This window comes from Pseudomonas sp. SZ40, from assembly GCF_052958135.1.
The window spans coordinates 1-21,947 of sequence record NZ_JBQWIF010000004.1 but is presented as its reverse complement, the minus strand read 5'-3'; the positions used below and the strand labels follow the sequence as shown (position 1 = coordinate 21,947).

20 protein-coding genes and 1 pseudogene are annotated in these 21,947 nt (G+C 63.7%); 17 read left to right on the top strand and 4 right to left on the bottom strand.

The features are described 5' to 3' along the window. From ACT9T4_RS05100 to ACT9T4_RS05060, 9 genes and pseudogenes are all read left to right on the top strand, one after another. Window positions 1-1,200 (top strand): SfnB family sulfur acquisition oxidoreductase, encoded by a 1,200-nt coding sequence (locus ACT9T4_RS05100; RefSeq protein WP_179539989.1) that lies wholly within the window; start codon window positions 1-3, stop codon window positions 1,198-1,200. Beyond that, window positions 1,200-2,600, top strand: a complete 1,401-nt coding sequence (locus ACT9T4_RS05095) for an LLM class flavin-dependent oxidoreductase (protein ID WP_499115844.1) — start codon at window positions 1,200-1,202, stop codon at window positions 2,598-2,600. The genes ACT9T4_RS05100 and ACT9T4_RS05095 overlap by 1 nt, the downstream gene beginning before the upstream one ends. A gap of 19 nt (window positions 2,601-2,619) precedes the next feature. Then, window positions 2,620-3,414, top strand: coding sequence for a MetQ/NlpA family ABC transporter substrate-binding protein (locus tag ACT9T4_RS05090; RefSeq protein WP_042554646.1), 795 nt, complete (start codon window positions 2,620-2,622; stop codon window positions 3,412-3,414). Window positions 3,415-3,467: 53 nt separating this feature from the next. Further along, window positions 3,468-4,514: pseudogene (locus ACT9T4_RS05085) on the top strand (methionine ABC transporter ATP-binding protein); the annotation flags it as partial. Then, entirely contained in the window at window positions 4,498-5,151 is a 654-nt protein-coding gene (locus ACT9T4_RS05080) for a methionine ABC transporter permease (protein WP_042554648.1), read from the top strand. The pseudogene ACT9T4_RS05085 and the gene ACT9T4_RS05080, both read left to right, overlap by 17 nt. Window positions 5,152-5,368: 217 nt before the next feature. After that, window positions 5,369-5,971 (top strand): HAD-IA family hydrolase, encoded by a 603-nt coding sequence (locus ACT9T4_RS05075; RefSeq protein WP_197077030.1) that lies wholly within the window; start codon window positions 5,369-5,371, stop codon window positions 5,969-5,971. A gap of 617 nt (window positions 5,972-6,588) precedes the next feature. After that, complete coding sequence (locus tag ACT9T4_RS05070) at window positions 6,589-7,368, top strand: cytochrome b family protein (RefSeq protein ID WP_197077031.1); 780 nt, start codon at window positions 6,589-6,591, stop codon at window positions 7,366-7,368. Between the two features lie 37 nt (window positions 7,369-7,405). Next, on the top strand, window positions 7,406-8,761 hold the full coding sequence (locus ACT9T4_RS05065) for a GntT/GntP/DsdX family permease (protein ID WP_179539991.1): 1,356 nt from the start codon (window positions 7,406-7,408) through the stop codon (window positions 8,759-8,761). Window positions 8,762-8,798: 37 nt separating this feature from the next. Next, a complete protein-coding gene (locus ACT9T4_RS05060) occupies window positions 8,799-9,731 on the top strand; it encodes an SMP-30/gluconolactonase/LRE family protein (protein ID WP_499115840.1) in 933 nt (310 codons plus the stop codon). A 54-nt stretch (window positions 9,732-9,785) separates the two neighbouring features. Here ACT9T4_RS05060 and ACT9T4_RS05055 read toward each other — a convergent pair whose 3' ends face one another. From ACT9T4_RS05055 to ACT9T4_RS05040, 4 genes are all read right to left on the bottom strand, one after another. Then, complete coding sequence (locus ACT9T4_RS05055) at window positions 9,786-10,724, bottom strand: LysR family transcriptional regulator (RefSeq protein WP_179539993.1); 939 nt, start codon at window positions 10,722-10,724, stop codon at window positions 9,786-9,788. A gap of 112 nt (window positions 10,725-10,836) precedes the next feature. Continuing rightward, on the bottom strand, window positions 10,837-12,360 hold the full coding sequence (locus ACT9T4_RS05050; RefSeq protein ID WP_042554653.1) for a tripartite tricarboxylate transporter permease: 1,524 nt from the start codon (window positions 12,358-12,360) through the stop codon (window positions 10,837-10,839). Next, a complete protein-coding gene (locus ACT9T4_RS05045; protein ID WP_042554654.1) occupies window positions 12,357-12,887 on the bottom strand; it encodes a tripartite tricarboxylate transporter TctB family protein in 531 nt (176 codons plus the stop codon). Before ACT9T4_RS05045 ends, ACT9T4_RS05050 begins: the two co-directional genes overlap by 4 nt. Before the next feature lie 67 nt (window positions 12,888-12,954). Beyond that, window positions 12,955-13,965: a Bug family tripartite tricarboxylate transporter substrate binding protein gene (locus ACT9T4_RS05040; protein WP_499115837.1), complete on the bottom strand. Its 1,011-nt coding sequence runs from the start codon at window positions 13,963-13,965 to the stop codon at window positions 12,955-12,957. A 257-nt stretch (window positions 13,966-14,222) separates the two neighbouring features. Between ACT9T4_RS05040 and ACT9T4_RS05035 the strand changes: the two genes are divergently transcribed. The 8 genes from ACT9T4_RS05035 to ACT9T4_RS05000 all read left to right on the top strand — a co-directional run bounded on the left by ACT9T4_RS05035 (window position 14,223) and on the right by ACT9T4_RS05000 (window position 21,547). Beyond that, window positions 14,223-14,591: a hypothetical protein gene (locus ACT9T4_RS05035; protein WP_499115835.1), complete on the top strand. Its 369-nt coding sequence runs from the start codon at window positions 14,223-14,225 to the stop codon at window positions 14,589-14,591. After that, window positions 14,588-15,604 (top strand): 4-hydroxythreonine-4-phosphate dehydrogenase PdxA, encoded by a 1,017-nt coding sequence (locus ACT9T4_RS05030; protein WP_042554656.1) that lies wholly within the window; start codon window positions 14,588-14,590, stop codon window positions 15,602-15,604. The genes ACT9T4_RS05035 and ACT9T4_RS05030 overlap by 4 nt, the downstream gene beginning before the upstream one ends. 138 nt (window positions 15,605-15,742) lie before the next feature. Next, window positions 15,743-16,270 (top strand): TRAP transporter small permease, encoded by a 528-nt coding sequence (locus ACT9T4_RS05025; protein WP_042554657.1) that lies wholly within the window; start codon window positions 15,743-15,745, stop codon window positions 16,268-16,270. Next, window positions 16,267-17,547: a TRAP transporter large permease subunit gene (locus ACT9T4_RS05020; RefSeq protein ID WP_042554658.1), complete on the top strand. Its 1,281-nt coding sequence runs from the start codon at window positions 16,267-16,269 to the stop codon at window positions 17,545-17,547. Before ACT9T4_RS05025 ends, ACT9T4_RS05020 begins: the two co-directional genes overlap by 4 nt. 32 nt (window positions 17,548-17,579) lie before the next feature. Then, window positions 17,580-18,569 carry a TRAP transporter substrate-binding protein gene (locus ACT9T4_RS05015; protein WP_264650093.1) on the top strand — a complete coding sequence of 330 codons (990 nt, stop codon included), beginning with the start codon at window positions 17,580-17,582 and terminating at the stop codon, window positions 18,567-18,569. Between the two features lie 53 nt (window positions 18,570-18,622). Next, window positions 18,623-19,549, top strand: coding sequence for a YncE family protein (locus ACT9T4_RS05010; protein ID WP_042554659.1), 927 nt, complete (start codon window positions 18,623-18,625; stop codon window positions 19,547-19,549). Window positions 19,550-19,575: 26 nt separating this feature from the next. Continuing rightward, a complete protein-coding gene (locus ACT9T4_RS05005; protein ID WP_499115831.1) occupies window positions 19,576-20,586 on the top strand; it encodes a TRAP transporter substrate-binding protein in 1,011 nt (336 codons plus the stop codon). Window position 20,587: 1 nt separating this feature from the next. Next, a complete protein-coding gene (locus tag ACT9T4_RS05000; protein WP_499115829.1) occupies window positions 20,588-21,547 on the top strand; it encodes an amidohydrolase family protein in 960 nt (319 codons plus the stop codon). Window positions 21,548-21,947 lie beyond the last annotated feature (400 nt).

Genomic DNA, 21,947 nt, shown 5'->3' with positions numbered 1-21,947 from the left:
ATGAACGCATCCTTGAATCCCGCGCCGGCACTGATCGGCAGTGACGCCGAAGCGCTGGAGATCGCCAATGCCCTGGCCGAGGTATTTCGCGCCGGCTCCGCCCAGCGAGACCGTGAACGCCTGCTGCCGCACGCCGAACTGGAACTGTTCAGCCGCTCCGGTTTATGGGCGATCAGCGTGCCGAAGGCATTTGGTGGCGCCGGAGTTTCCAGTGTCACCCTGGCCAGGGTGATCGCGCGAATAGCCCAGGCCGATGGCTCGCTCGGGCAGATCCCCCAGAACCATTTCTATGCCCTGGAAGTGCTGCGCATCAACGGCAACGTCGAGCAGCAGCGCCGCCTGTATGGCGAAGTACTGCAGGGCGTGCGCTTCGGCAACGCGCTCGCGGAGCTGGGCACCAAAACCTCGCAGGATCGCACCACGCGGCTGATCGCCGATGGCGAGAACTTCCGCATCGACGGGCGCAAGTTCTACGCCACCGGTGCCCTGTATGCCCAGCGCATCCCCACCCTGGCGGTAGACGAGCAGGGCATCGGCCACCTGGCGTTCGTGCCTCGCCATGCCCCAGGGCTGGAAATCATCGATGACTGGAGCGGCTTCGGTCAGCGCACCACGGGCAGTGGCTCGGTGCTGTTGCAGCAGGTGCCGGTAGCTGCCGCCGATGTGGTGCCGTTCCAGGCTTCGTTCGAGCGCCCGACCACGGTCGGCCCCTTCGCCCAGTTGCTGCATGCCGCCATCGATATCGGTATCGCCCGTGCAGCCTACGAGGACACCCTGAGCTTCGTGCGCAACAGTTCCCGGCCGTGGATCGACTCGGGCGTGGACAAGGCCAGCGATGATCCGCTGACCCTCAAGGCGATAGGCCGGCTGGCCATTCATCTGCATGCCGCCGAAGCGCTGCTCGAACGCGCCGGCGAACACCTCGACCGCGCCCAGGCTGCGCCCGATGCGGCCAGTGTGGCGGCAGCCTCCATCGCCGTGGCCGAGGCGCGGGCCATCGGTACCGAGGCTTCGCTGGCGCTGTCCAGCAAACTGCTCGAACTGGCCGGCAGCCGCGGCACCCTGGCCGAGCACAATCTGGATCGCCACTGGCGCAATGCGCGGACCCACACCCTGCACGATCCGGTGCGCTGGAAGTACCACGCGGTGGGCAACTACTACCTCAACGACGCGCTGCCGCCGCGCCGGGGAACCATCTGATGGCCCGGCAGATTCTCCTCAACGCCTTCAACATGAACAGCGTGGGGCATATCCATCACGGTTTGTGGACGCACCCGCGGGACAATTCCACGGCCTTCAATACGCTGCAGTACTGGACCGATCTGGCCAGGCTGCTCGAGCGCGGGCTGTTCGACGGTCTGTTCATCGCCGATATCCTCGGTGTCTACGACGTGTACGGGCAGGGCGTCGATCTGACCTTGCAAGAGGCCATCCAGCTACCGGTCAATGATCCGCTGCTGCTGGTCTCGGCCATGGCCGGGGTTACCCGGCACCTGGGCTTCGGGGTGACCGCCAACCTGACCTATGAAGCGCCGTACCCGTTCGCCCGGCGTCTTTCCACCCTCGATCACCTGAGTGGCGGCAGGGTGGGTTGGAACATCGTCACCGGCTATCTGGAAAGCGCCGCCAAGGCCATGGGCCTGGGCCAGCAGGTCGAGCATGACCGCCGCTATGATCAGGCCGACGAGTACCTCGAGGTGCTCTACAAACTGCTCGAGGGCAGTTGGCAGGACGATGCACTGGTGGTCGACCGCGCTCGGCGTGTCTATGCCCAGCCCGGGAAGGTGCACAAGGTGGTGCACCAGGGCGAGTTCTATCAGGTCGAGGGTTACCACCTCAGCCAGCCGTCGCCGCAACGCACCCCGGTGCTGTTCCAGGCCGGTTCATCGGCGCGCGGGCTGCGCTTCGCCGGTCAGCATGCCGAGTGCGTATTCATCGGTGGGCACAACAAGACCGCGGTGCGCGAGCAGGTCGACAAGGTGCGCGCCAGCGCATTGAGCGCCGGTCGCCCGGCCGAGGCGATCAAGGTGTTCATGGGCATCAGCGTGATCGTCGCCGCTACCGAGGCCGATGCTCGCGACAAGCATGCCGAATACCTGCGCTACGCCAGTCCTGAGGCGGGGCTGGCGCATTTTTCCAGTTCCACCGGCATCGACTTCGCCGAGTACGGCCTGGACGAACCGATTCGTTACCAGAAGACCAATGCCATCGAGTCGGTGGTCAAGGCCTTTACCGCACCGGACAGTGGCTGGACCAAGCGCCGGCTGCTGGAGCAGCACGCCCTTGGTGGCCGCTACCCGGTGCTGGTCGGCTCGCCCTCGCAGGTGGCCGATCAACTGCAGGCCTGGTTCGAGGAGACCGGCCTGGACGGCTTCAACCTGACCCGCATCGTTTCGCCGGAAAGCTACGCCGACTTCATCGAACTGGTGGTGCCCGAACTGCAGAACCGCGGCCTGTACAAGACCGCCTACGCCGATGGCAGCCTGCGCCACAAGCTGTTCGGCCAGGGCCCACGCCTGCCGGAAAACCACAGCGGCGCCGCCTGGCGACGGGCTGACGCTGCACCGCCAATCGCCAATGCGGCCAACCACTCTCACTGATCGACCAAGGATGAAAGCCATGTCTACATTATTGAAAACCCTCGCGCTGGGTACCCTGCTGAGCGTTTCCGGTCTGGCCGCAGCAGCGCAGCCACTGAAGCTCGGCACCACCGCTGCCTTCGCCCCGGCTCTGGAGGTGGCGGTCGCCGAAGCCAAGAAGCAGGGGCTCGAAGTGGAGCTGATCGAGTTCAGCGACTGGATCGCGCCCAACGTCAGCCTTGCCGCTGGCGATATCGACGTGAACTACTTTCAGCACGTGCCGTTCCTCGAGAATGCCAACAAGGATGGCGGCTACGATCTGGTGCCCTACGCGCCGGGCGTGATCAACAACGTCGGCCTGTACTCGAAGCGGTACAGCGACTTCGCCAGCCTGCCCAAGGGCGCCAAGGTGGCGATCGCCAACGACCCGGTAAATGGCGGGCGTGGTCTGCAACTGCTGCAGAAGGCCGGGCTGATTACCCTCAAACCCGGCGTTGGCTACCGGGCCACCCTCGAAGACGTGACCAGCAACCCGAAGGACATCCGCATCATCGAGCTGGAAGCCGTGCAACTGGTGCGTGCGCTCGATGAGGTCGATCTGGCCCAGGGCTATCCGCAATACATCCGCCTGGCCGGCACCCACGATCCCGAGTCGGCACTGTTGTTCGATGGCGTGGACAACCCCGAGTACATCATCCAGTTCGTCATCCAGCCAGCCAGCAAGAACGATGAGCGTCTGCGCAAGTTCGTCGATATCTACCAGCACTCGCCGGAGGTCCGTGCGGCCCTCGACAAGGCCCACGGCAAGCTCTACCAGCCAGGCTGGAAAAGCTGAGCATGAGTGGTTTCGATCCCCACCTGCAGCAGGTCGCTCAGGCCCGCCAGGACAGCGAAGCGCAACTGCGCTTCGTCGGCCTCAACAAGGTTTACGCGAGCAACGAGGGCACGGTCCAGGCGCTGCGTGATATCGACCTGGCCATCAACCGCGCCGAGGTGTTCGGCATCATCGGCCGCAGCGGCGCCGGCAAGTCTTCGTTGATCCGCACCATCAATCGCCTGGAAACGCCGAGCAGCGGCCAGGTGCTGATCGATGGCGAAGACATCGGCCTGCTCGATGAAGATCACTTGGTACAGCTGCGCCGACGCATCGGCATGATCTTCCAGCATTTCAACCTGATGTCGGCCAAGACCGTGTGGCAGAACGTCGAACTGCCGTTGCGGGTCGCCGGCGTGCCGCGCGAGCAGCGCCAACGCAAGGTGCGCGAGTTGCTGGAGCTGGTCGGCCTGCAGGACAAGCATGGCGTCTACCCGGCGCAGTTGTCCGGCGGCCAGAAGCAGCGCGTGGGGATCGCTCGCGCGCTGGTGCACGATCCGCAGATCCTGCTCTGCGACGAGGCGACGTCGGCCCTCGATCCGGAAACCACCCAGGCGATCCTCGGCCTGTTGCGCGAGATCAACGAGCGCCTGGGGCTGACCATCGTGCTGATCACTCACGAGATGGCGGTGATCCGCGATATCTGCGACCGCGTGGTGGTGCTCGAACAGGGCGAAGTGGTCGAGCAGGGCGAGGTCTGGCGCGTGTTCGGCTCGCCACGGCATGCGGTCACCCGCACCTTGCTGGCGCCGTTGCGCCATGGCCTGCCGGCGGACGTCCAGGCGCGCCTGCGCGCCCACCAGCAAAACCCTGAGGATGCCCTGGTGCTGCGCCTGCAGTTTTCCGGCAGCAACCCCGAGCCGGATCTGGGCGCAGTGGCCGGGGCGCTCGGTGGGCGTCTGGCATTGCTCGATGGTGGAATCGAACGCATCCAGGGCCATGCCCTGGGCTACCTGCTACTGGCAGTGAGTGCTTCACCGCACAGCCATGAAGCGCTCTTGAACAACGCCCGTCAGTTGGCGGATCACGTGGAGGTACTGGGGTATGTCGCTGCTGCTTGATCGTCTCTGGCAGGCGTTTCTCGACACCCTGCTGATGGTCGGCGTGTCGTCGCTGCTGGCCTTGCTCGCGGGTATTCCGCTGGCGGTATTTCTGGTCACCAGCAGCAAGGGCGGGATCTTCGAGGCACCGCGGCTGAATCAGTTGCTGGGCAGTTTCGTCAACCTGTTCCGCTCGATTCCCTTCCTGATCCTGATGGTCGCACTGATCCCGTTCACCCGCTGGGTGGTAGGTACCAGTTACGGCGTATGGGCCGCCGTGGTACCGCTGACCATCGCGGCTACCCCGTTCTTCGCGCGGATCGCCGAGGTCAGTCTGCGTGAGGTCGATCATGGCCTGATCGAAGCGGCCCAGGCCATGGGCTGCCGCCGCTGGCACATCGTCTGGCACGTGCTGTTGCCCGAGGCGCTACCGGGCATCGTCGGCGGCTTCACCATCACCCTGGTTACCATGATCAACTCCTCGGCCATGGCGGGCGCCATCGGTGCTGGTGGCCTCGGCGACCTGGCTTACCGCTACGGTTATCAGCGCTTCGACAGCCAGGTGATGTTGACCGTGATCGTCGCTCTGGTGGTGCTGGTCAGCCTGATCCAGTTCGCGGGCGACCGGCTGGCGCGGGGCCTGAACAAGCGGGCTTGACGCGTTCGCCGTTGGTTTTGGTGGGCTGAAGCCCACCCTGCGCCCATCCTGCAGTCCACCCTTCAGGTCGTTGCTCAGGCGCTGTGCGGGAATGGCTGCGGGACGCTCTGCGTCCGATGTATAGCCCAGACTGGCGCAGAGCGGCCCGGCCTAGGCTTCCCACGCTGGGGCGTAGGAACCAGCAAACCAGTTTTGGGTTATCAGGAGAGTTGCCAGCGTGTTCAGTGCTCTGATGGTCGATGTGGATGGCGTTCTGATTTGCGGTCGTCCCGCTGACGGTAAACCTTGGGCATTCTCCCTTGAAGAGGACCTGGGTGTTTCACCTGTGGATCTTCAGCGAGAGTTCTTCACTCCTTACTGGAACGATATCGTCCTAGGTCGTTGCGCCTTGGTCGATCATTTGAAAACTGCTTTGGCAAAGGTAGCGCCAGCTCTGTCCTGCGATGACTTTATTGCCTACTGGTTCGAAAACGATGCGCGTCTGAACGGTGACCTGCTGGCCGAGCTTCGCCAACTGCGCGCTGGCGGGGTAAAGGTCTATCTGGCGACCAATCAGGAGCATGTTCGCGCGGCATACCTATCCGACACGCTCGGCCTGGGTCATGACGTTGACGGTATTTACTACTCCGCTGCATTAGGTCACCGCAAACCCGATCGAGCTTTCTTCGAGCAGGCAGCCTTGCTGTCTGGATTTTCGGTTGAGAAGTTGCTGCTGATCGACGACACCCCTGCGAACGTCACGGCTGCACAGGCTTCAGGATGGAGCGCCAATCTTTGGCGAGAGGGAGACTCTCTGCTCAAAATACTGAGTAAGTTCTGATCATATCTGTTGCGCGGGAATGCCTGTAGGGGGGCTCTGCGCCCGATGTCCAGCCCAGGCTGGCGCTGAGCGCCCAGGCCGAGGATCCGACGCAGGAGCTTGCAATCCATCAATGGAAACTGCGTCCCCGTCGCGGACGGCGATCCGCTCCAGCTCATTATCTGCGCGCATCAACCCCATGCAACCTGGTTGCGCTAACAATCATGCTGCCGTGTACGCGTTCTGGTGCGTGGTGTTTTTGATCCCTGCTATAGCCGTGATGAATATCCGGATAAGAAACCTCTATTAGACGATGAGCACGCCTCTGTCCGACTATCGGGGTACGCGAATGGAATCAGCGCGCTTGAACGTTGATAAAAACAAGAAAGAGGAAGGATCATGGCAGCCGCTCGCCTTGTCCGAATTGAAGCCGCGGATTGTCCGCGCAGCGCCGGTCCGCCATGGACCCTGTGTGCATCCCCTGCAGTAGATTCGCCGTACGCCCCAGCCCCGCAGTGCCAGCCACTGTCCGCACCTACGCTCTACCACCCCATCTGCGCACGCGTCGATCGCCCGTCGATCAAAGGCCCCGTCGTGTTTCCCGTACGCGGTCTGACACCGCTTTGTGGCGGCGTCTCGTGAGCGGCGTGCGGTGGATCGCCGGGCTGGGCTTGGCGCTGTTTCTCTGCTCTCTGGCCGGATGGGCAGTGGCCGAGCATTGGGACTGGCTGCGCCTGCCGCTGTCTGGCAGCGATGAGCACCGAATCGATGTGCGGGCCGCCTGGCATGGACGTGTGATGGTGGTGAGCTGGAGCGTGATGCTCCCCCTCGGCGTGCTCGCGGCACGCTATTTCAAGGTCATGCCGGGTCAGGGCTGGCCTGCGGTGCTGGATAACAAGCGCTGGTGGCGGATGCATCTGTGGCTGCAGGTGGGTGGCAGCCTGGCCGGGTTGCTGGGTGTGCTGCTGGTACTGGGTATGGCAACCCGGCAGACGGCGTTGGCGCAGTGGCATGCGCTGTGTGGCTGGCTGGTGATGCTGTGCGCGTGCGTCCAACTGGTCAGCGGGTTCTTGCGCGGCTCCAAGGGCGGGCCGACCTGTGAGCAATGGCAGGGCGATCACTACCAGATGACTTCGCACCGGGTGCGTTTCGAACGGCTGCACAAGAGCATTGGCTGGTTGGCGTTGCTGCTGGCGCTGATCGCCACCCTGATAGGCATCACCATGGTCGATGCGCCGCGCTGGATGGCACTGTCCATCGCCGCCTGGTGGGCCGCGTTGTTCATGGTCGGCCTGTTGCTGCAGCGGGCAGGCCGCTGCATCGATACCTACCAGGCCATCTGGGGGCCTGCCCCTACCCACCCGGGCAATCGCCGCCGGCCTATCGGCTGGGGGGTACGTCGCTTGCCTGGAGACTGACTGGCGCTGCCAGACCTATAACAAGGAGATTACCTATATGGAAATGTTGACGCTGCTGATGCTGGGCGCGGGTGCCCTGAGCATTCTTCTTCTATTGATTCTGGTGGTCCGCATGCCGCCGTTCGTGGCCCTGCTATTGGTGGCTACCGGCCTGGCCCTGGCTGCAGGCGTGCCTGTCGAGCAACTGACCGAAGCCATCGAAGGAGGGCTGGGGAAAACCCTGGGGCACATTGCGGTGATCATTGCTCTGGGGGCGATGATCGGGCGCATGGTCGAACTGTCCGGTGGTGCTGAAGCGCTCGCCGGTTACATGGTGCGGCGCTTCGGCCAGCGACGCGTACCGATAGCCATGATGTTCACGGCCTTCGGGGTGGGGATTCCGGTGTTCTTCGAGGTCGGTGTGATCATGTTGATGCCGCTGGCCTACGGCCTGGCACGCTCGCGCGGCTTGCGCCTGGTGTCGCTGGCCCTGCCCATGTGCGCGGTGCTGCTGGTGGTGCATGCGTTGCTGCCACCACACCCTGGCATGGTCGCGGTGGCGGGGGAGCTGGGCATCGATATCGGCAGGATGCTGATGCTTGGCCTGCCGATTGCGGGGCTGACCAGCGTCGCGATCTTCCTCGCCAGCAAGGTGCTGACCCGTCGTCATCTGGCCATCAGCGACGATGTTGCCGCCAGCCTGACGAACGCCACGAGTACCGTCAGCAACGAAAGCCCGGCACTGCCACGGGCGGGGCTGGTCGCCAGCCTGATCGCGCTGCCCATCGCACTGATCATGCTCGGTACCCTGGCCTCGATGCTCATGCCGGAAAGCGCGATGGGGCGCTCCCTGTTGATGTTCCTGGGTATTCCTTACGTCGCGCTGATGGTGGGTGTGCTGGCCTGCGCCTATCTGCTGGGCATTCGCAGAGGCATGCCACTGGCGACGGTAAGCGAAGTGCTCGGTTCGGCGATTCCCGGCGTCGCCATGGTGATTCTGGTAACCGGTGCCGGTGGCGCCTTCGCCAGGGTTCTGGTGTCCACGGGCATCGGCGGGGCTTTGGCCGAGGCGCTGCAATCCACCGGCCTGCCGCTGCTGCTGATGGCCTTTTCCGTCACCCTGTTGCTGCGTGCCGCCCAGGGGCCCACGACGGTAGCCCTGATGACCACCGCTGGCATCATCGCGCCGCTGGTCGCGGAGGCATCCCTGAGCGCCAGCCAGCTGGCACTTCTCGGCCTGGCCATGGGGGCCGGCGGCATGGCGCTCTCCCACGTCAACGATCCAGGGTTCTGGATCGTCACGCGCATGCTCGGGCTGAGCGTGGCCGATGGCTTGCGCACCTGGACACCGCTTACCACCGTGGGTGGTTTCGTTGCGCTGATACTCATCCTGCTGCTGTGGCCGTGGGTCTGAGCCTGGCGGGATCGATCTTTTTCAGGAGATTCGAAACATGAGTGACCAACAGTTGCAGGCAACACCTGAAATTTTCGACACACGAGCGGCCGAGCTGTTTCCCCCGGGCGCTGTCGTGCAGCGACTGGCCAGTGGTGCAACCTGGGGCGAGGGGCCGGTATGGATCGAGGACCAGGCCGCTCTGCTGTGGAGCGACATACCCAATGACCGCATGCTGCGCTGGAACGAGGAGCAGGGGCTCAGCGTGTGGCGAACGGGTGCCGAGTTCTGCAATGGCCATACGCTGGATCTGGATGGCTCGCTGTTGCACTGTTCCCACGGACTCAGGGCGATTCTGCGTACTCGCCTCAGCGAGGGGCGTTCGCAGCCACTGGCCGACGACGAACTGGTGGTCAGCCACTATCAGGGGCGACGTCTGAATTCGCCCAACGATATCGTGGTCAAGGGGGACGGTTCGTTGTGGTTCACCGATCCACCGTACGGCATTCTCTCCGATCGAGAAGGGTACAGGGCCGAGCCCGAGCAGCGGCACAACCATGTATTTCGTTTCGACCCGGTCATCGGTGCGCTGGAGATCGCCAGCGATCTGCTGGAAGAGCCCAACGGCCTGGCATTCTCACCGGATGAGCGGGTGCTCTACGTTTCCGATACCTCGGCGGCACTGCGTGCGGATGGCAATCATCAGGTCATCGCCTTCGATGTGCTGGGCGGGCGGGTGCTGGCAAACCCCAGAGTCTTCGCGGTGATCGAGCCTGGGCTGCCGGACGGCTTTCGTGTCGATGCCCGCGGTTGGCTGTTCATCAGCAGTGCCGACGGGGTGCAGGTCTACCATCCGGATGGAACCCGGCTGGCGCACATTCCCGTTCCCGAGAAGGTCGGCAACCTGACGTTCGGTGGTGCGAATGGTCGCTACTTGTTCATCGTCGCCAGCACCTCGCTGTATCGCCTGGAAGTACGGCCTGCGTTGTAGCTTGGAGGGTTCGGTCCGAGTAGCCTCGGTGGGCCGTCCCCCTCGGGGGACGTTCTAGTCCGCGGCGTGTTCTTCCTTCACCGCATCGATGAACGCCTGCATCGCCGAAGACTGGATGCGGTGGCGGCGGGTGATCAGGCCGTAGGGGGGCAGGCGGGGCACGAAGGTGATCGGCAGCACCTTGAGCAGGTGCTTGCCTGGGTAGTCGTTGACCACCGAGACCGGGGTCACACCGATCATGTCGGTTTGCTGCAGCAGCGACAGCAGGGTCATGATCGAGGTGGTTTCGACGATGCTGCTGGGGATGTCGACCCGAGCATTGTGGAACGCCTGGTTGATGATGGTGCGCATCGGGCTCGGGTGCTGTTGCAGCACCCAGGTCAGGTCCTGCAACTCTTCCCAGGTCAGTTGCGTGGCGCCGGCCATGGGGTGCTGGGCCCCGGCGACCACGCACAGGGTTTCCTCGCCAAGGCTGTCGAACAGCAGATCATCGGTACGCGCGCCATCGGGAATCCTGCCGAGCACCACGTCGAGCTGATCCTGTTGCAGGGCCTGCACCAGCACGTCGCTGGTGTCGACCTGGATGCTCATGGACAACCTTGGATGGCTTTGCTTGAGGGTGGCGATGGTGCGCGTCAGTAGCCCCGAGGCCAGTGCAGGAATGGCGCCGATGGTGACCCGGCCGAGGTTGCCCGACTCCAGCGCGACGAACTCCTCACGCATGCCCGAGAGCTCGGCGAAGATCATCTTGGCGTAGTAGATCGCCGTTTCGCCAAAGGCGGTGGCGCGCATGCCCCGCGGCAGTCGCTCGAACAGCTCGACGCCGAGCAGGCTCTCGGCCTCGTGAAGCATCTTGGTCGCCGCGGGTTGGGTCATGCCGATTTCTTCGGCGGCCCGGCGCAACGAGCCGAACTCCTGCAGGGCCAGCATCAGGCGCAACTGCCGCAGGCGCAGGCGGCTGTGGATGATGCTGGCGTCTGGAATGCGGGACATGGCGCGGCTCGTGACAGGGGCGATGGGCAAGGGTGACAAGAAATCGCGGCGCTCGCCAGTCATCAAGGAGCGCCCCGTTGCGGTTGCCAGGAACGAGCCGGCCTGCTGGCGATCACGAGACATGGCGAGCCTGCCCGGATCGGCGCAAGCCGAACATCGCCTTGAGGCCACGGGCCAGCAGCGGCCAGAACAGCATCACCAGAGCGGCGCTGGTCAGGCTGCCGACCAGCGGGTTGGACCAGAAGATCGACAATTGCCCGTCGGAGAACAGCATCGATTGGCGGAAGGCATCCTCGGCCTTGTCGCCCAGTACCGCGGCGAGGATCAATGGCGCGATGGGGTAGCCGAGCTTCTTGAACACATAACCCAGGGCGCCGAAAATCAGCATCAGGCCGACATCGAACATCGAGTTGTGCACCGAGTAGGCACCGATCGAGCAGATCATGATGATGATCGGCGCGATGATCGAGAACGGTATGCGCAGGATCGACGCGAACAGCGGCACCGTCGCCAGCACCACGATCAGACTGACCACGTTGCCCAGGTACATGCTGGCGATCAGGCCCCAGACGAAGTCGTGCTGTTCGACGAACAGTGTCGGCCCCGGGTGCAGGCCCCAGATCATCAGCCCACCGAGCATCACCGCAGCGGTGGCCGAGCCAGGAATGCCGAGCGTCAGCATGGGCAGCAGGGCGCTGGTGCCGGCGCTGTGGTCGGCGGTTTCCGGGGCGATCACGCCCTCCATCTCACCCTTGCCGAAGTTGTCGCGGTTCTTCGAGAAGCGTCGTGCCAGGCTGTAACTCATGAACGAAGCGGCGGTCGGCCCGCCGGGGGTGACGCCCATCCAGCAGCCGACCAGAGCGCTGCGTAGCCAGGTCAGCCAGTAGCGTGGCAGCTTGGCCCAGGTGCGCAGGATGGTCATCGGCGTGATGCGCGCACGCTCGCCACGAAACACCAGGCCTTCCTCGACCGTGCAGAGAATCTCGCCGATACCGAACAGGCCGATCACCGCCACCTCGAAGCTCAGGCCGGAGAGTAGCCAGGGCTGGTCGTAGGTCAGGCGCAGTTCGCCGGATACGGTGTCCATGCCAACGGCGGCCATGGCGAAGCCGATCATCATCGCCACCACGGTTTTCAGAGGCGGGTTCTTGCTCATGCCGATGAAGGTGCAGAACGCCAGCAGGTACACCGCGAAGAACTCCGGTGAGCTGAACGCCATGGCGAATTCGGCGATGCGCGTCGACAGGAAGGTCAGCAGCAGAACGCCGACCAGCGCACCGAGCAGCGCCGAGGTGAAGGCGGCGGTCAGGGCTTCACCGGCCTGGCCGTTGCGGGCCATGGGGTAACCGTCGAACGTGGTCGCTACCGACGAGGGCTCGCCGGGGATGTTGAACAGGATCGACGTGATCGAGCCGCCGAACAGCGCGCCCCAGTACATGCACGAGAGCAGGATGATCGCCGACACCGGTTCCATGGTGAAGGTCAGCGGCAGCAGCAGCGCCACGCCATTGGGGGCACCAAGACCGGGCAGCACGCCGACGAGGATGCCGAGCAACACGCCGATCACCATCAGACCGATGTGATGCGGGGTGAGGATCAGCGCCATGCCCTGCATCAGAGAGTCGATTTCGCTCATCGCGGCGTCCCTCCGGCAATGGCCACCAGGTCACCCAGCACGCCGCTGTCCAGAGGCACCTTGAACCACAGGGCGAAGATCAGGTAGCTGGCCAGCGCCGCGCCGCAGGAAATCGCTGCCACGGTGGGTATTCCATAAGGGGTGCTGCGCTGGCGATCGCTCCACATGAACCAGGCGATGAAAACCGCCGAGGCCAGGTAGATACCGCTGAAGGGCATGACGACGACATACAGGACGATCGGCAGGAACACCGCCAGCACCTGGCGAAATGCCTTGCGGCTGACGAAGGCGGCGCTCATCGCGGGCGTGCGCAGCAGCGCCAGAATCAGGTTGCCGACACTGGCTGCGGTCATCAGCAGGCCGATGTAGAAGGGAAAATAACCGGCTTCGGGGCCGCTATCGCCCCAGCCGATGCCGATATCGATGCTGCCGACCATGACGATGCTGCCGAGGGCGGCGGTGAACAGCGCCAGGCCGATTTCCACCCAGCGGGTGGCTACCAGCGGCGTATCCGTGGTGTTGGACATGAGTGTTTCCTCGCTGTGGGCATACCCGTTACGGCGGCCAGCGCCGCCGTGCGACCTGCTGGCAGGACTAATCGCGCAGCCAGCCGGCCTGCTTGAACACGGGAATGACACGCTCGCGATCCTTCTCGATGTAGCTCACCAGTTCCTGCCCGGAAAGGAAGGTCGGGGCCAGGGCGGAGCGTTCGACGTAGGTCTTGAACTCCGGCGTCTGGCTGACCTTGCGCATCAGCTCGACGTAGAAGGCGCGCTGCTCGTCGCTGACGCCACCGGGCAGGAACACCGTTCTCGGAAAGCGGTACTGGTCGATGCCCAGGCCCTGCTCTTTGCAGGTCGGCACGTCGGCCCAGGACTGGGTTTCGGTGACCTTCTGGGTGTAGATCATGCGCTGCTGGCTGAACACGCACAGTGGCACCACCTGACCGCCACGCCACTGGCTGAGGCTTTCGGCCGGGTTGTTGAAGTTGGCAGCGATATGCTTGCCGGCCAGCTGGGTGGACGCTTCGCTGCCGCTCTTGAAGGGGATGTAGGTGATCTTGGTGGCTGCCTGCTGGCTGAGCAGCAGGGTCAGGGTCTGGTCGACATCCTTGGACTGGCTGCCGCCGATGCGCATCTTCGCCGCGTTCTTGGCCAGGTCCGCCTTGAATGCCGCGGCGTCCTTCCAGGGGGCGCCCTGATATGTCCAGAGAATGAAATCGTCTTCGGCCACGGCGGCGACCGGGGTCAGATCGGTCCACTGATAGCCCAGCTTGGCCACCAGCGGCAGCAGGTAGACGTTATTGGTACCGATCACCAGTTTGTGGGCGTCGCCGTCGGCCAGCTTCATCTCGAGAAAGGCTTCGGCGCCGTTGCCGCCACCCTTGTTGAACACCACGGTGTTGACGTCGAGCAGCTTGTGCTGGCTGATCGCCGACTGGATCACGCGGCCGAGCTGGTCGGTGCCGCCACCGGGGCCACCCGCGACGATGATCTCCACGTTCTTCTGCGGCTTCCAGTCTGCCAGGGCGGTGAGTGGGGCGGCGCAGAGCAGACTGCAGGCCGCGAGCAGGGCGGGAACATAACGCGTACGGGCAATGTGCATGGGGGTTACCTCATTGTTGTCGTTGTTATGGGTTACGCCGAGTCTGCAAAGCGAGTCGATAAGCGTCTACTCAAAAGAACTGATACTCCGATAGCCTCAGGTTATGCCGCCGGCCCAGTAGAGCGATAACTCCAGGCTATGTCCGTATGAGAAGCTTTGATTAGACGGTTATCGTTGAGCGGGCCGATAGTTCGCTCAACCCGGCTGACCGTTCGTCGCTCGGTACTACAAGAACAACAATGCAGAGGTAGTTCCCCATGGCTCAGGTCCAACCTGTCGCCCTGCCGGTGCACGCTTCCCTGAATCAGTCGCTGACAGGCAGGCCGTGCCGCGCACACTGGCGTATCGTCTTCGCCTTCATCGTTTTCGCGTCGATCGTCCTGATCGCTCTTGGCACAGGGGCTGGCGCCATGCCGAGCGTGCAGGCGCTGATGCTCTGCAGCCTGCCTGTGGCTGCCGCGTCGTGGCAGTTCTCTCCTTCTTTCAGCAACGGTGGCTGCCAACCCATAGCCGCCGGGCCATTGCCTGCACAGCAGGTACCCCTTTTCTACCGTAACGCACGGCGCACCGTGCCCGATGTCATCCGCATGCCGGACGCATCTTCTGACCTGAGGACAAGCGCATGAGCAACTCGACCCTTCCCCGTCTGGCCATGGTTCTGGGTGATCCCGCCGGTATCGGTCCGGAGCTGATCGCCCGCCTGCTGGCCGAGCCGGAGGTACGCCGCAAGGCCCAGGTGCTGTTGATCGCCGACGAGGCCGAAGTGCGCCGCGGCATGGATATCGCTGGGCTGTCGTTCCCTTATCGCCTCATCGAGTCGACCGATGCGCTGCAGTTCACTGACGACACGCCGCTGCTACTGCCGTTTCGTGGTGGTGCCGAAGGCGACTTCCCGCGCAGCGAGGCCAGCGTGATCGGCGGTCGCTACAGCCTCGATACCCTGGAGCAGGCGTTGCGCCTGACCGCAGATGGAGTTACCGATGCCATTGTGTTCGGTCCGCTGAACAAGACCTCGCTGCACATGGCCGGCATGGGCCACAGCGACGAGCTGCACTGGTTCGCCGAATACCTGGGTTTCGAGGGGCCGTTCTGCGAGTTCAACGTGCTCGACAACCTGTGGACTTCACGAGTGACTTCCCACGTGGCGCTGGCCGAGGTGCCGGGGCTGCTCAGTCAGGATCGGGTGATCGAGGCGATCCGCCTGATCGACACCGCGCTCAAGCGCAATGGCCTGGCAAAACCGCGCATCGGCGTTTGCGGCCTGAACCCGCACAACGGCGACAACGGCAGCTTCGGCCGTGAAGAACTGGACATCATCGGCCCTGCGGTGGAGCGCGCTCGCGAGCAAGGCATCGAGGCCATCGGTCCTTACCCGGGCGACACCATCTTTCTCAAGGTGCAGGGCGACAGCCAGGCCTTCGATGCGGTGGTGACCATGTACCACGACCAGGGCCAGATCGCGATCAAGCTGATGGGCTTCTCCCGGGGCGTGACGGTGCAGGGCGGTCTGCCGATCCCGATCACCACGCCGGCTCACGGTACTGCCTTCGACATCGCCGGGCAGGGCAGGGCCAATGTCGGGGCGACCCGTCAGGCCTTCGAGATCGCCTGTCGCATGGGCAGTCGCCAGCGGGGCTGATCGTACCAACGCTGTTTCCGAGAACAACAATAACAAGGAGCCATTCATGGCTAGCTCACTTCGCAATGATCGGCGGCCCCTGTGGCCGTCGGCGGGCCGCTCTGTGCGCGGCGCAAAGGGTCAGGGGGAGGATCTGCCATGCGCCTGCTGACGCTGCTGATGTCCCGTCTGTTCGAAACCATCGTGGTGTTCTGCATGGGCACCATGGTGATTCTGGTGTTCTTCAACGTGGTGCTGCGCTACGGCTTCAACTCCGGTATCGCCCTGTCGGACGAGGGCGCCCGCTACCTGTTCGTGTGGCTGACCTTCATCGGTGCGGTGGTCGCCCTGCGTGACAACGCGCACCTGGGCATCGACTTGCTGTATCGCCGCCTGCCCGCGTTCGGCCAGCGTGTCTGCGCGGTGCTCGCCGAGCTGATGATGCTGTTCTGCGTCAGCCTGTTCCTGATCGGTAGCTACAAGCAGACCGTGATCAACATGGACAACCTGTCGCCCGTGGCCAACCTGCCGCTGGGGCTGATGTACGCCGCCGGTGTGGTGTGCAGCCTGGGCATGGCGGCAATCATGATCAAACGCCTGTACCTGCTGCTGTTCCGCCATATCGACCCGGACAAGGTCATGCCGCTGAGCCCTGAAGACGCACTGATCTCCGAGGTGTCGAAATGACCATCGTGGTATTCCTCGGCTCCCTGCTGGGTGCCATGGCCATGCGCATTCCCGTGGCGTTCGCGCTGCTGGTGGCCGGCGTCGCACTGATGATCCAGCTGGACACCTTCGACGCGCAGATTCTCGCCCAGAACCTGATCAGCGGCGCCGACAGCTTCCCGCTGCTGGCCATCCCGTTCTTCATGCTGGCGGGGGAACTGATGAACGCTGGCGGCCTGTCGCGACGCATCGTCGCCCTGCCCATGGCGCTGGTTGGCCACAAGCGTGGCGGCCTGGGATTCGTGGCGATCATCGCTGCCATGGTGATGGCTTCGCTGTCCGGCTCGGCCGTGGCGGACACCGCCGCCGTGGCGGCGATGCTGATGCCGATGATGCGCAAGGCCGGCTACGACCCGAACCGTTCGGCCGGGCTGATCGCCGCAGGTGGCATCATCGCGCCGGTGATCCCGCCGTCGATTCCCCTGGTGGTATTCGGTGTCGCCGGTGGCGTATCGATCACCAAACTGTTCATGGCTGGCATCGTACCGGGGCTGATGATGGGCCTGGCGCTGTGGATGACCTGGTGGTGGCTGGCGCGCAAAAGCGATCTGCCTTGTGGCGAGAAGGCGCCGTTCAGTGAAGTCTGGAAGGCCTTCCTCGATGGTATCTGGGCCTTGCTGCTGCCGGTACTGATCATCGGTGGTCTGAAGATGGGCATCTTCACTCCGACCGAGGCCGCTGCCGTGGCGGCGGTGTATGCACTGTTCATCTCGCTGTTCGTGTACCGCGAGCTGAAGGTCCGCGACCTGTTCAAGGTGTTCCTCGACGCCGGGCGTACCAGTGCGGTGGTGATGTTCCTGGTGGCCGCAGCGCTGGTCTCGTCCTGGCTGATGACCATCGCCGAGCTGCCGATGCTGGTCAGTGGGCTGCTCGAGCCACTGATCGATCGTCCGCAACTGCTGCTCGTGGTGATCATGGTGATCGTCCTGCTGGTCGGTACCACCATGGACCTGATGCCGATCGTGCTGATCCTCACGCCGGTGTTCATGCCGGTGATCAAGATGGCCGGTATCGACCCGGTGTACTTCGGCATCCTGTTCATCCTCAACACTTCCATCGGCCTGATCACGCCGCCAATCGGCAACGTGCTCAGCGTGATGAGCGGCGTCGGCAAGGTGCCGCTCGACGGTGTGATGCGTGGCGTGACGCCCTTCCTGTTCGCTCACCTGGGGGTTCTGGCGCTGCTGGTCATTTTCCCCGAACTGGTAATGACGCCCATGCGCTGGTTCCTCCCCTGAGTCTGGTTTTCCCTCACTGCAAGGAAGTAACGATGAAAAACAACAAGAAGAAAATGGTGCATCTGTGCGGCTGCGTTCTGTTGCTGGCCTGTTCGGTCTGGCGAGCCGATGCGGCGACCACCCTGCGTTTTGGCTTCGCCGGCTCGGACAGCGACACCCAGAGCCTGGCGGCGAAGGAGTTCGCCCAACGGGTCAAGGACGGCTCCAACGGTGAGCTGCTGGTGCGCCCGTACGGCAACAGCATGCTGGGCAACGACCAGGCGATGATCGCCGGCGTGCGCGGTGGCACCATCGAACTGGAAATGTCCGGCACGCCCAACTTCAGTGGGCTGACGCCACGCATGTCGGTACTCGATCTGCCCTTCGTGTTCGCCGACAGCGCGCATGCCTATCGGGTGCTGGACGGCGAGATCGGTCAGAAGCTGCTCGACGAACTGGAGGCCCACAACCTCAAGGGCCTGGCCTACTGGGAAGTGGGTTTCCGGGACATCACCAACTCGCGCAAGCCGGTGCGCGTGCCGGACGATGTCAAGGGCCTGAAGATCCGCACCTCCAGCAACCCGTCGCAGATCGAGGCGTTCCGCCTGCTGGGCGCCAACCCGCAGCCGCTGCCGCTGGCCGAACTCTACAACGCGCTGGAAATGCGTGCCGTCGATGCCCAGGAACATCCGCTGAGCATCACCTGGTCATCGGGTTTCTACGAGGTGCAGAAGTACCTGTCACAGACCCATCACGCCTACACCGCGCTGATCGTGGTGATGAACAAGAAGAAGTTCGACGCCATGCCGGAGGCTCAGCAGAAGCTGCTGGTCGATTCGGCCCGTGCCGCCGGTCGCTTGCAGCGGCAGATGAATGCCGAGAACGACGGCAAGTTCCTCGTCGAGCTCGAAGCCAAGGGCATGCAGATCGAAAAGGACGTCGACCGCGAAGCCTTCCGCAAGGCCGTTTCCGCCCCGTTGCGCGAGACCTTCATCAAGCAGTACGGCAGTGATTTGCTCGAGGCAATCGACGCTCAGCGTTAAGTGCCATTCACATTTTTTGCGGTGCTCTGGCACCGCCTCCAGGAAGCCAAACCATGAGTCAGGAAATTCTTCTTCTGGTGCAGAAATGTGCCCACACCTTCAGCTTCTACGATGTCGAAAGCGGTGATGCGATCAAGCACATCCGCCTGCCGGAGTTCCCCCACGAGTTCGTGGTCGATTCGCGCAATCGCTTCGCCTATGTCGGCCACTACGGCATCGAAACCTCCAGCCATGAAGGCGAGGGTGGCTGCTCGGTGTTCGTCATCGACCTGGAAAAGGGCGAGCATGTGCGCACCCTGAGCATCTGGCCGTTCCGCCGCCCCCACGGTTTGGCGATGGACGATCAGGATCGCCTCTATGTGCTCAGCGAGGGCGACTCGACCCTGCTGATCTTCGATCAGCCACACATCAAGAACACGCCGGATCGGGCGATTCCATCCGGCGGTTACAAGAGCCACCTGGTGGCGCTGACCCGCAGTGGCGAAACCGCCTTCGCCCTGAACCTGCTGAGCAACACCATCACTCGCCTCAAACCGCAGGACCCGACCGTCGCGCCGCTGCCCGTGCAGCCGGGGAGCATGCCCGAGGGCAACTGCTTCAGCCGCGACGAGCGCATTCTCTACGTCGCCACCCGCGGCGATAACAGCATCGTCGCCGTGGATGTCGAGAGCCTGGAAGTGACTCGCCGCGGGCGCACCGGCGCCGACCCGACGCGCATCTATCTGGATCGCCAGGATCGTCTGTACGTGACCAATTATGCGGAGCATTCGATCTCGGTGTTCAACCCTGCGCTGGAAGAAATCCACCGTATCGAGCTGGACACCCATGCCATCGCCATGAGCCTGCACCCAACCCGCGATCTGGCCTTCGTCACCCTCAAGGATCAGCGCGTGGGCATGCTGGATCTGCAGACCTTCACCTTCCAGCGTTACTTCCACACCCTGCTCGAACCCGATGTATCCCAGGTCATCGTGCGCTGAAGTCCCGTCATTATCGGAGAGTCCCCATGAGCAACGCTTTCATTCGCGGTGTCGCCGCCCTCAGCCTGGCGCTGTTGCTGCCGGGCGCGGCGGCCCAGGCACAGGAGCGCAGTTTCAAACTGAGTGCCGGTGACCCCATCGATGCCCCCGGGCCCCAGGGCGCCAAGCTGTTCGCCGAACACCTGAAAGCCGGTAGCGACGGTGCGCTGAACGTCAAGGTGTTCCCTTCGGCCATGCTCGGCAACGATGTGCAGATGCTCGGTGCGCTACCGGCCGGCACCGTCGAGTTCGCCCTGGTGGGGGCGCCGACGCTGGTCGGCCTGGTCAAGGATTTCGGCGTGCTGGATCTGCCCTACCAGTTCAATTCCACCGCCGAAGTGGATGCCATGCTCGACGGGCCCATGGGCCAGCAACTGCTGGCCAAGCTGGAAGAAAAGGGCCTGGTCGGCCTGGGCTTTTGGGAGATCGGCTTCCGCAACCTGACCAACAGCAAGCGGCCCATCGAGAAATGGGAAGATCTCCAGGGCCTGAAAATTCGCACCGTGCAGAGCCCGGTCTTCCGTACCTTCTTCGATCACCTGGGGGCCAACGCCCAGCCGATGCCGATCAACGAAGTGTTCAGTGCCCTGGAGATGCACGCCATCGATGGCCAGGAAAACCCCATCTCGCTGATCGCCACCCAGCGTTACAACGAGGTGCAGAAGTACCTGACCCTCAGTGAACACATCTACACCGCCTACGTGCTGCTGATGAGCAAGAAGACCTGGGATGCGCTGGACGATACCCAGCGTGCTCAGCTGCGCAAGGCCGCCGAGCAGGCGCGCAGCGAACAGCGCCAGCTGGCACGTCAGGCCAATAGCGAGAAACTGGCCGAGTTGAAGGCATCGGGCATGCAGGTCAACGCCCTCAGCGACGAGCAGCGCCAGCGCTTCGTCGACCAGGCGACGATCGTCACCGAGCAGGTGCGTGGCAGCATCGACGCCGACTTCGTGAGTGCCTGGCAGGCCGAACTGCAGCGCATTCGCGAGGCCAACTAAGATGCCCGATTGCCTGCATCAGCGTCTCGGCCTGGCCCATGCCGCCGATGGGCAGCGATTGATCGATGCCCACCATCACCTGTGGAACCTCGACACCCATCGCTACCCCTGGCTGCAGGATGAAGTCGATCAGTGCTTCTTTCTCGGTGACTACGCGCCCCTGCGCCGCAACTATCTGCCCGAAGATTATCTGGCCGACAGCGCCGGCCAGCGGGTACTGGCCACGGTGCATTGCGAAGCCGAGCACGAGCGTGCCGATCAGGTGGCGGAAACCCGTTGGGTGCACGAGCAGCATGCGCGTTACGGCTTTCCCAACGCGGTGGTGGCCCATGTCTGGTTCCACCGCCCGGACTGCGAGGAGATCCTTGGCCGGCATCTGCAGTATCCGCTGCTGCGTGGTATTCGCAGCAAGCCGGTGACGGCCACGCGCCCCGAACTGGCTGCCAGCGTGCGTGGTCAGGCCGGCAGCATGCAGGACGAGGCCTGGCTGCGCGGCTTCGCCCTGTTGGCCAAACACGGTTTGTCCTGGGACCTGCGTGTGCCGTACTGGCACCTGCAGGAAGCGGCGCAGGTCGCCGCCGCCTTTCCCAAGGTACCCATCGTGCTCAACCACATGGGCTTCCCCTGGGATCGCAGCGCGGCCGGGCTCGAAGGTTGGCGCACCGGCATGCAGGCGCTGGCGGCGCAGCCGAATGTCCGCGTGAAGATATCCGAGCTTGGCCTACGTGATGAACCGTGGACGCTGCAGAGCAACCGCGGCGTGATCGAGGAAACCTTGGCGCTGTTCGGTATCGAACGCTGCCTGTTCGCCAGTAACTATCCGGTGGCTGGTTTGCGCATCGGTTACGGCGAGTTGGTCACGGCCCTGAACACCGTGCTCGAGGGCTACGACAGCACGCAACGCGATGCCTTCTTCTGGCGTAACGCCAGGGACTTCTACCGGATCCAACTGAAGGGCTAGCGATGCCGCTGGCAGAGGCGAGATGGTGGTTGCGGTCAATTTGGTGGGCTGAAGCCCACCCTACGCCTACGTCCCCTTTGATCGTTCCTCACGCTCCGCGTGGGAATGCCTCCCGGGACGCTCCGCGTCCGCTTCTGAGGGGCCGCGGTGCTGCTGGCAAGGGCGAGATGGTGGTTGCGTCAATTTGGTGGGCTGAAGCCCACCCTACGTCCCCATGGATCGTTCCTCACGCTCCGCGTGGGAATGCCTCCCGGGACGCTCCGCGTCCGCTTCTGAGGGGGCCGCGGTGCTGCTGGCAAGGGCGAGATCGTGGTTGCGGTCAGTTTGGTGGGCTGAAGCCCACCCTACGCCTACGTCCCCTTTGATCGTTCCTCACGCTCCGCGTGGGAATGCCTCCCGG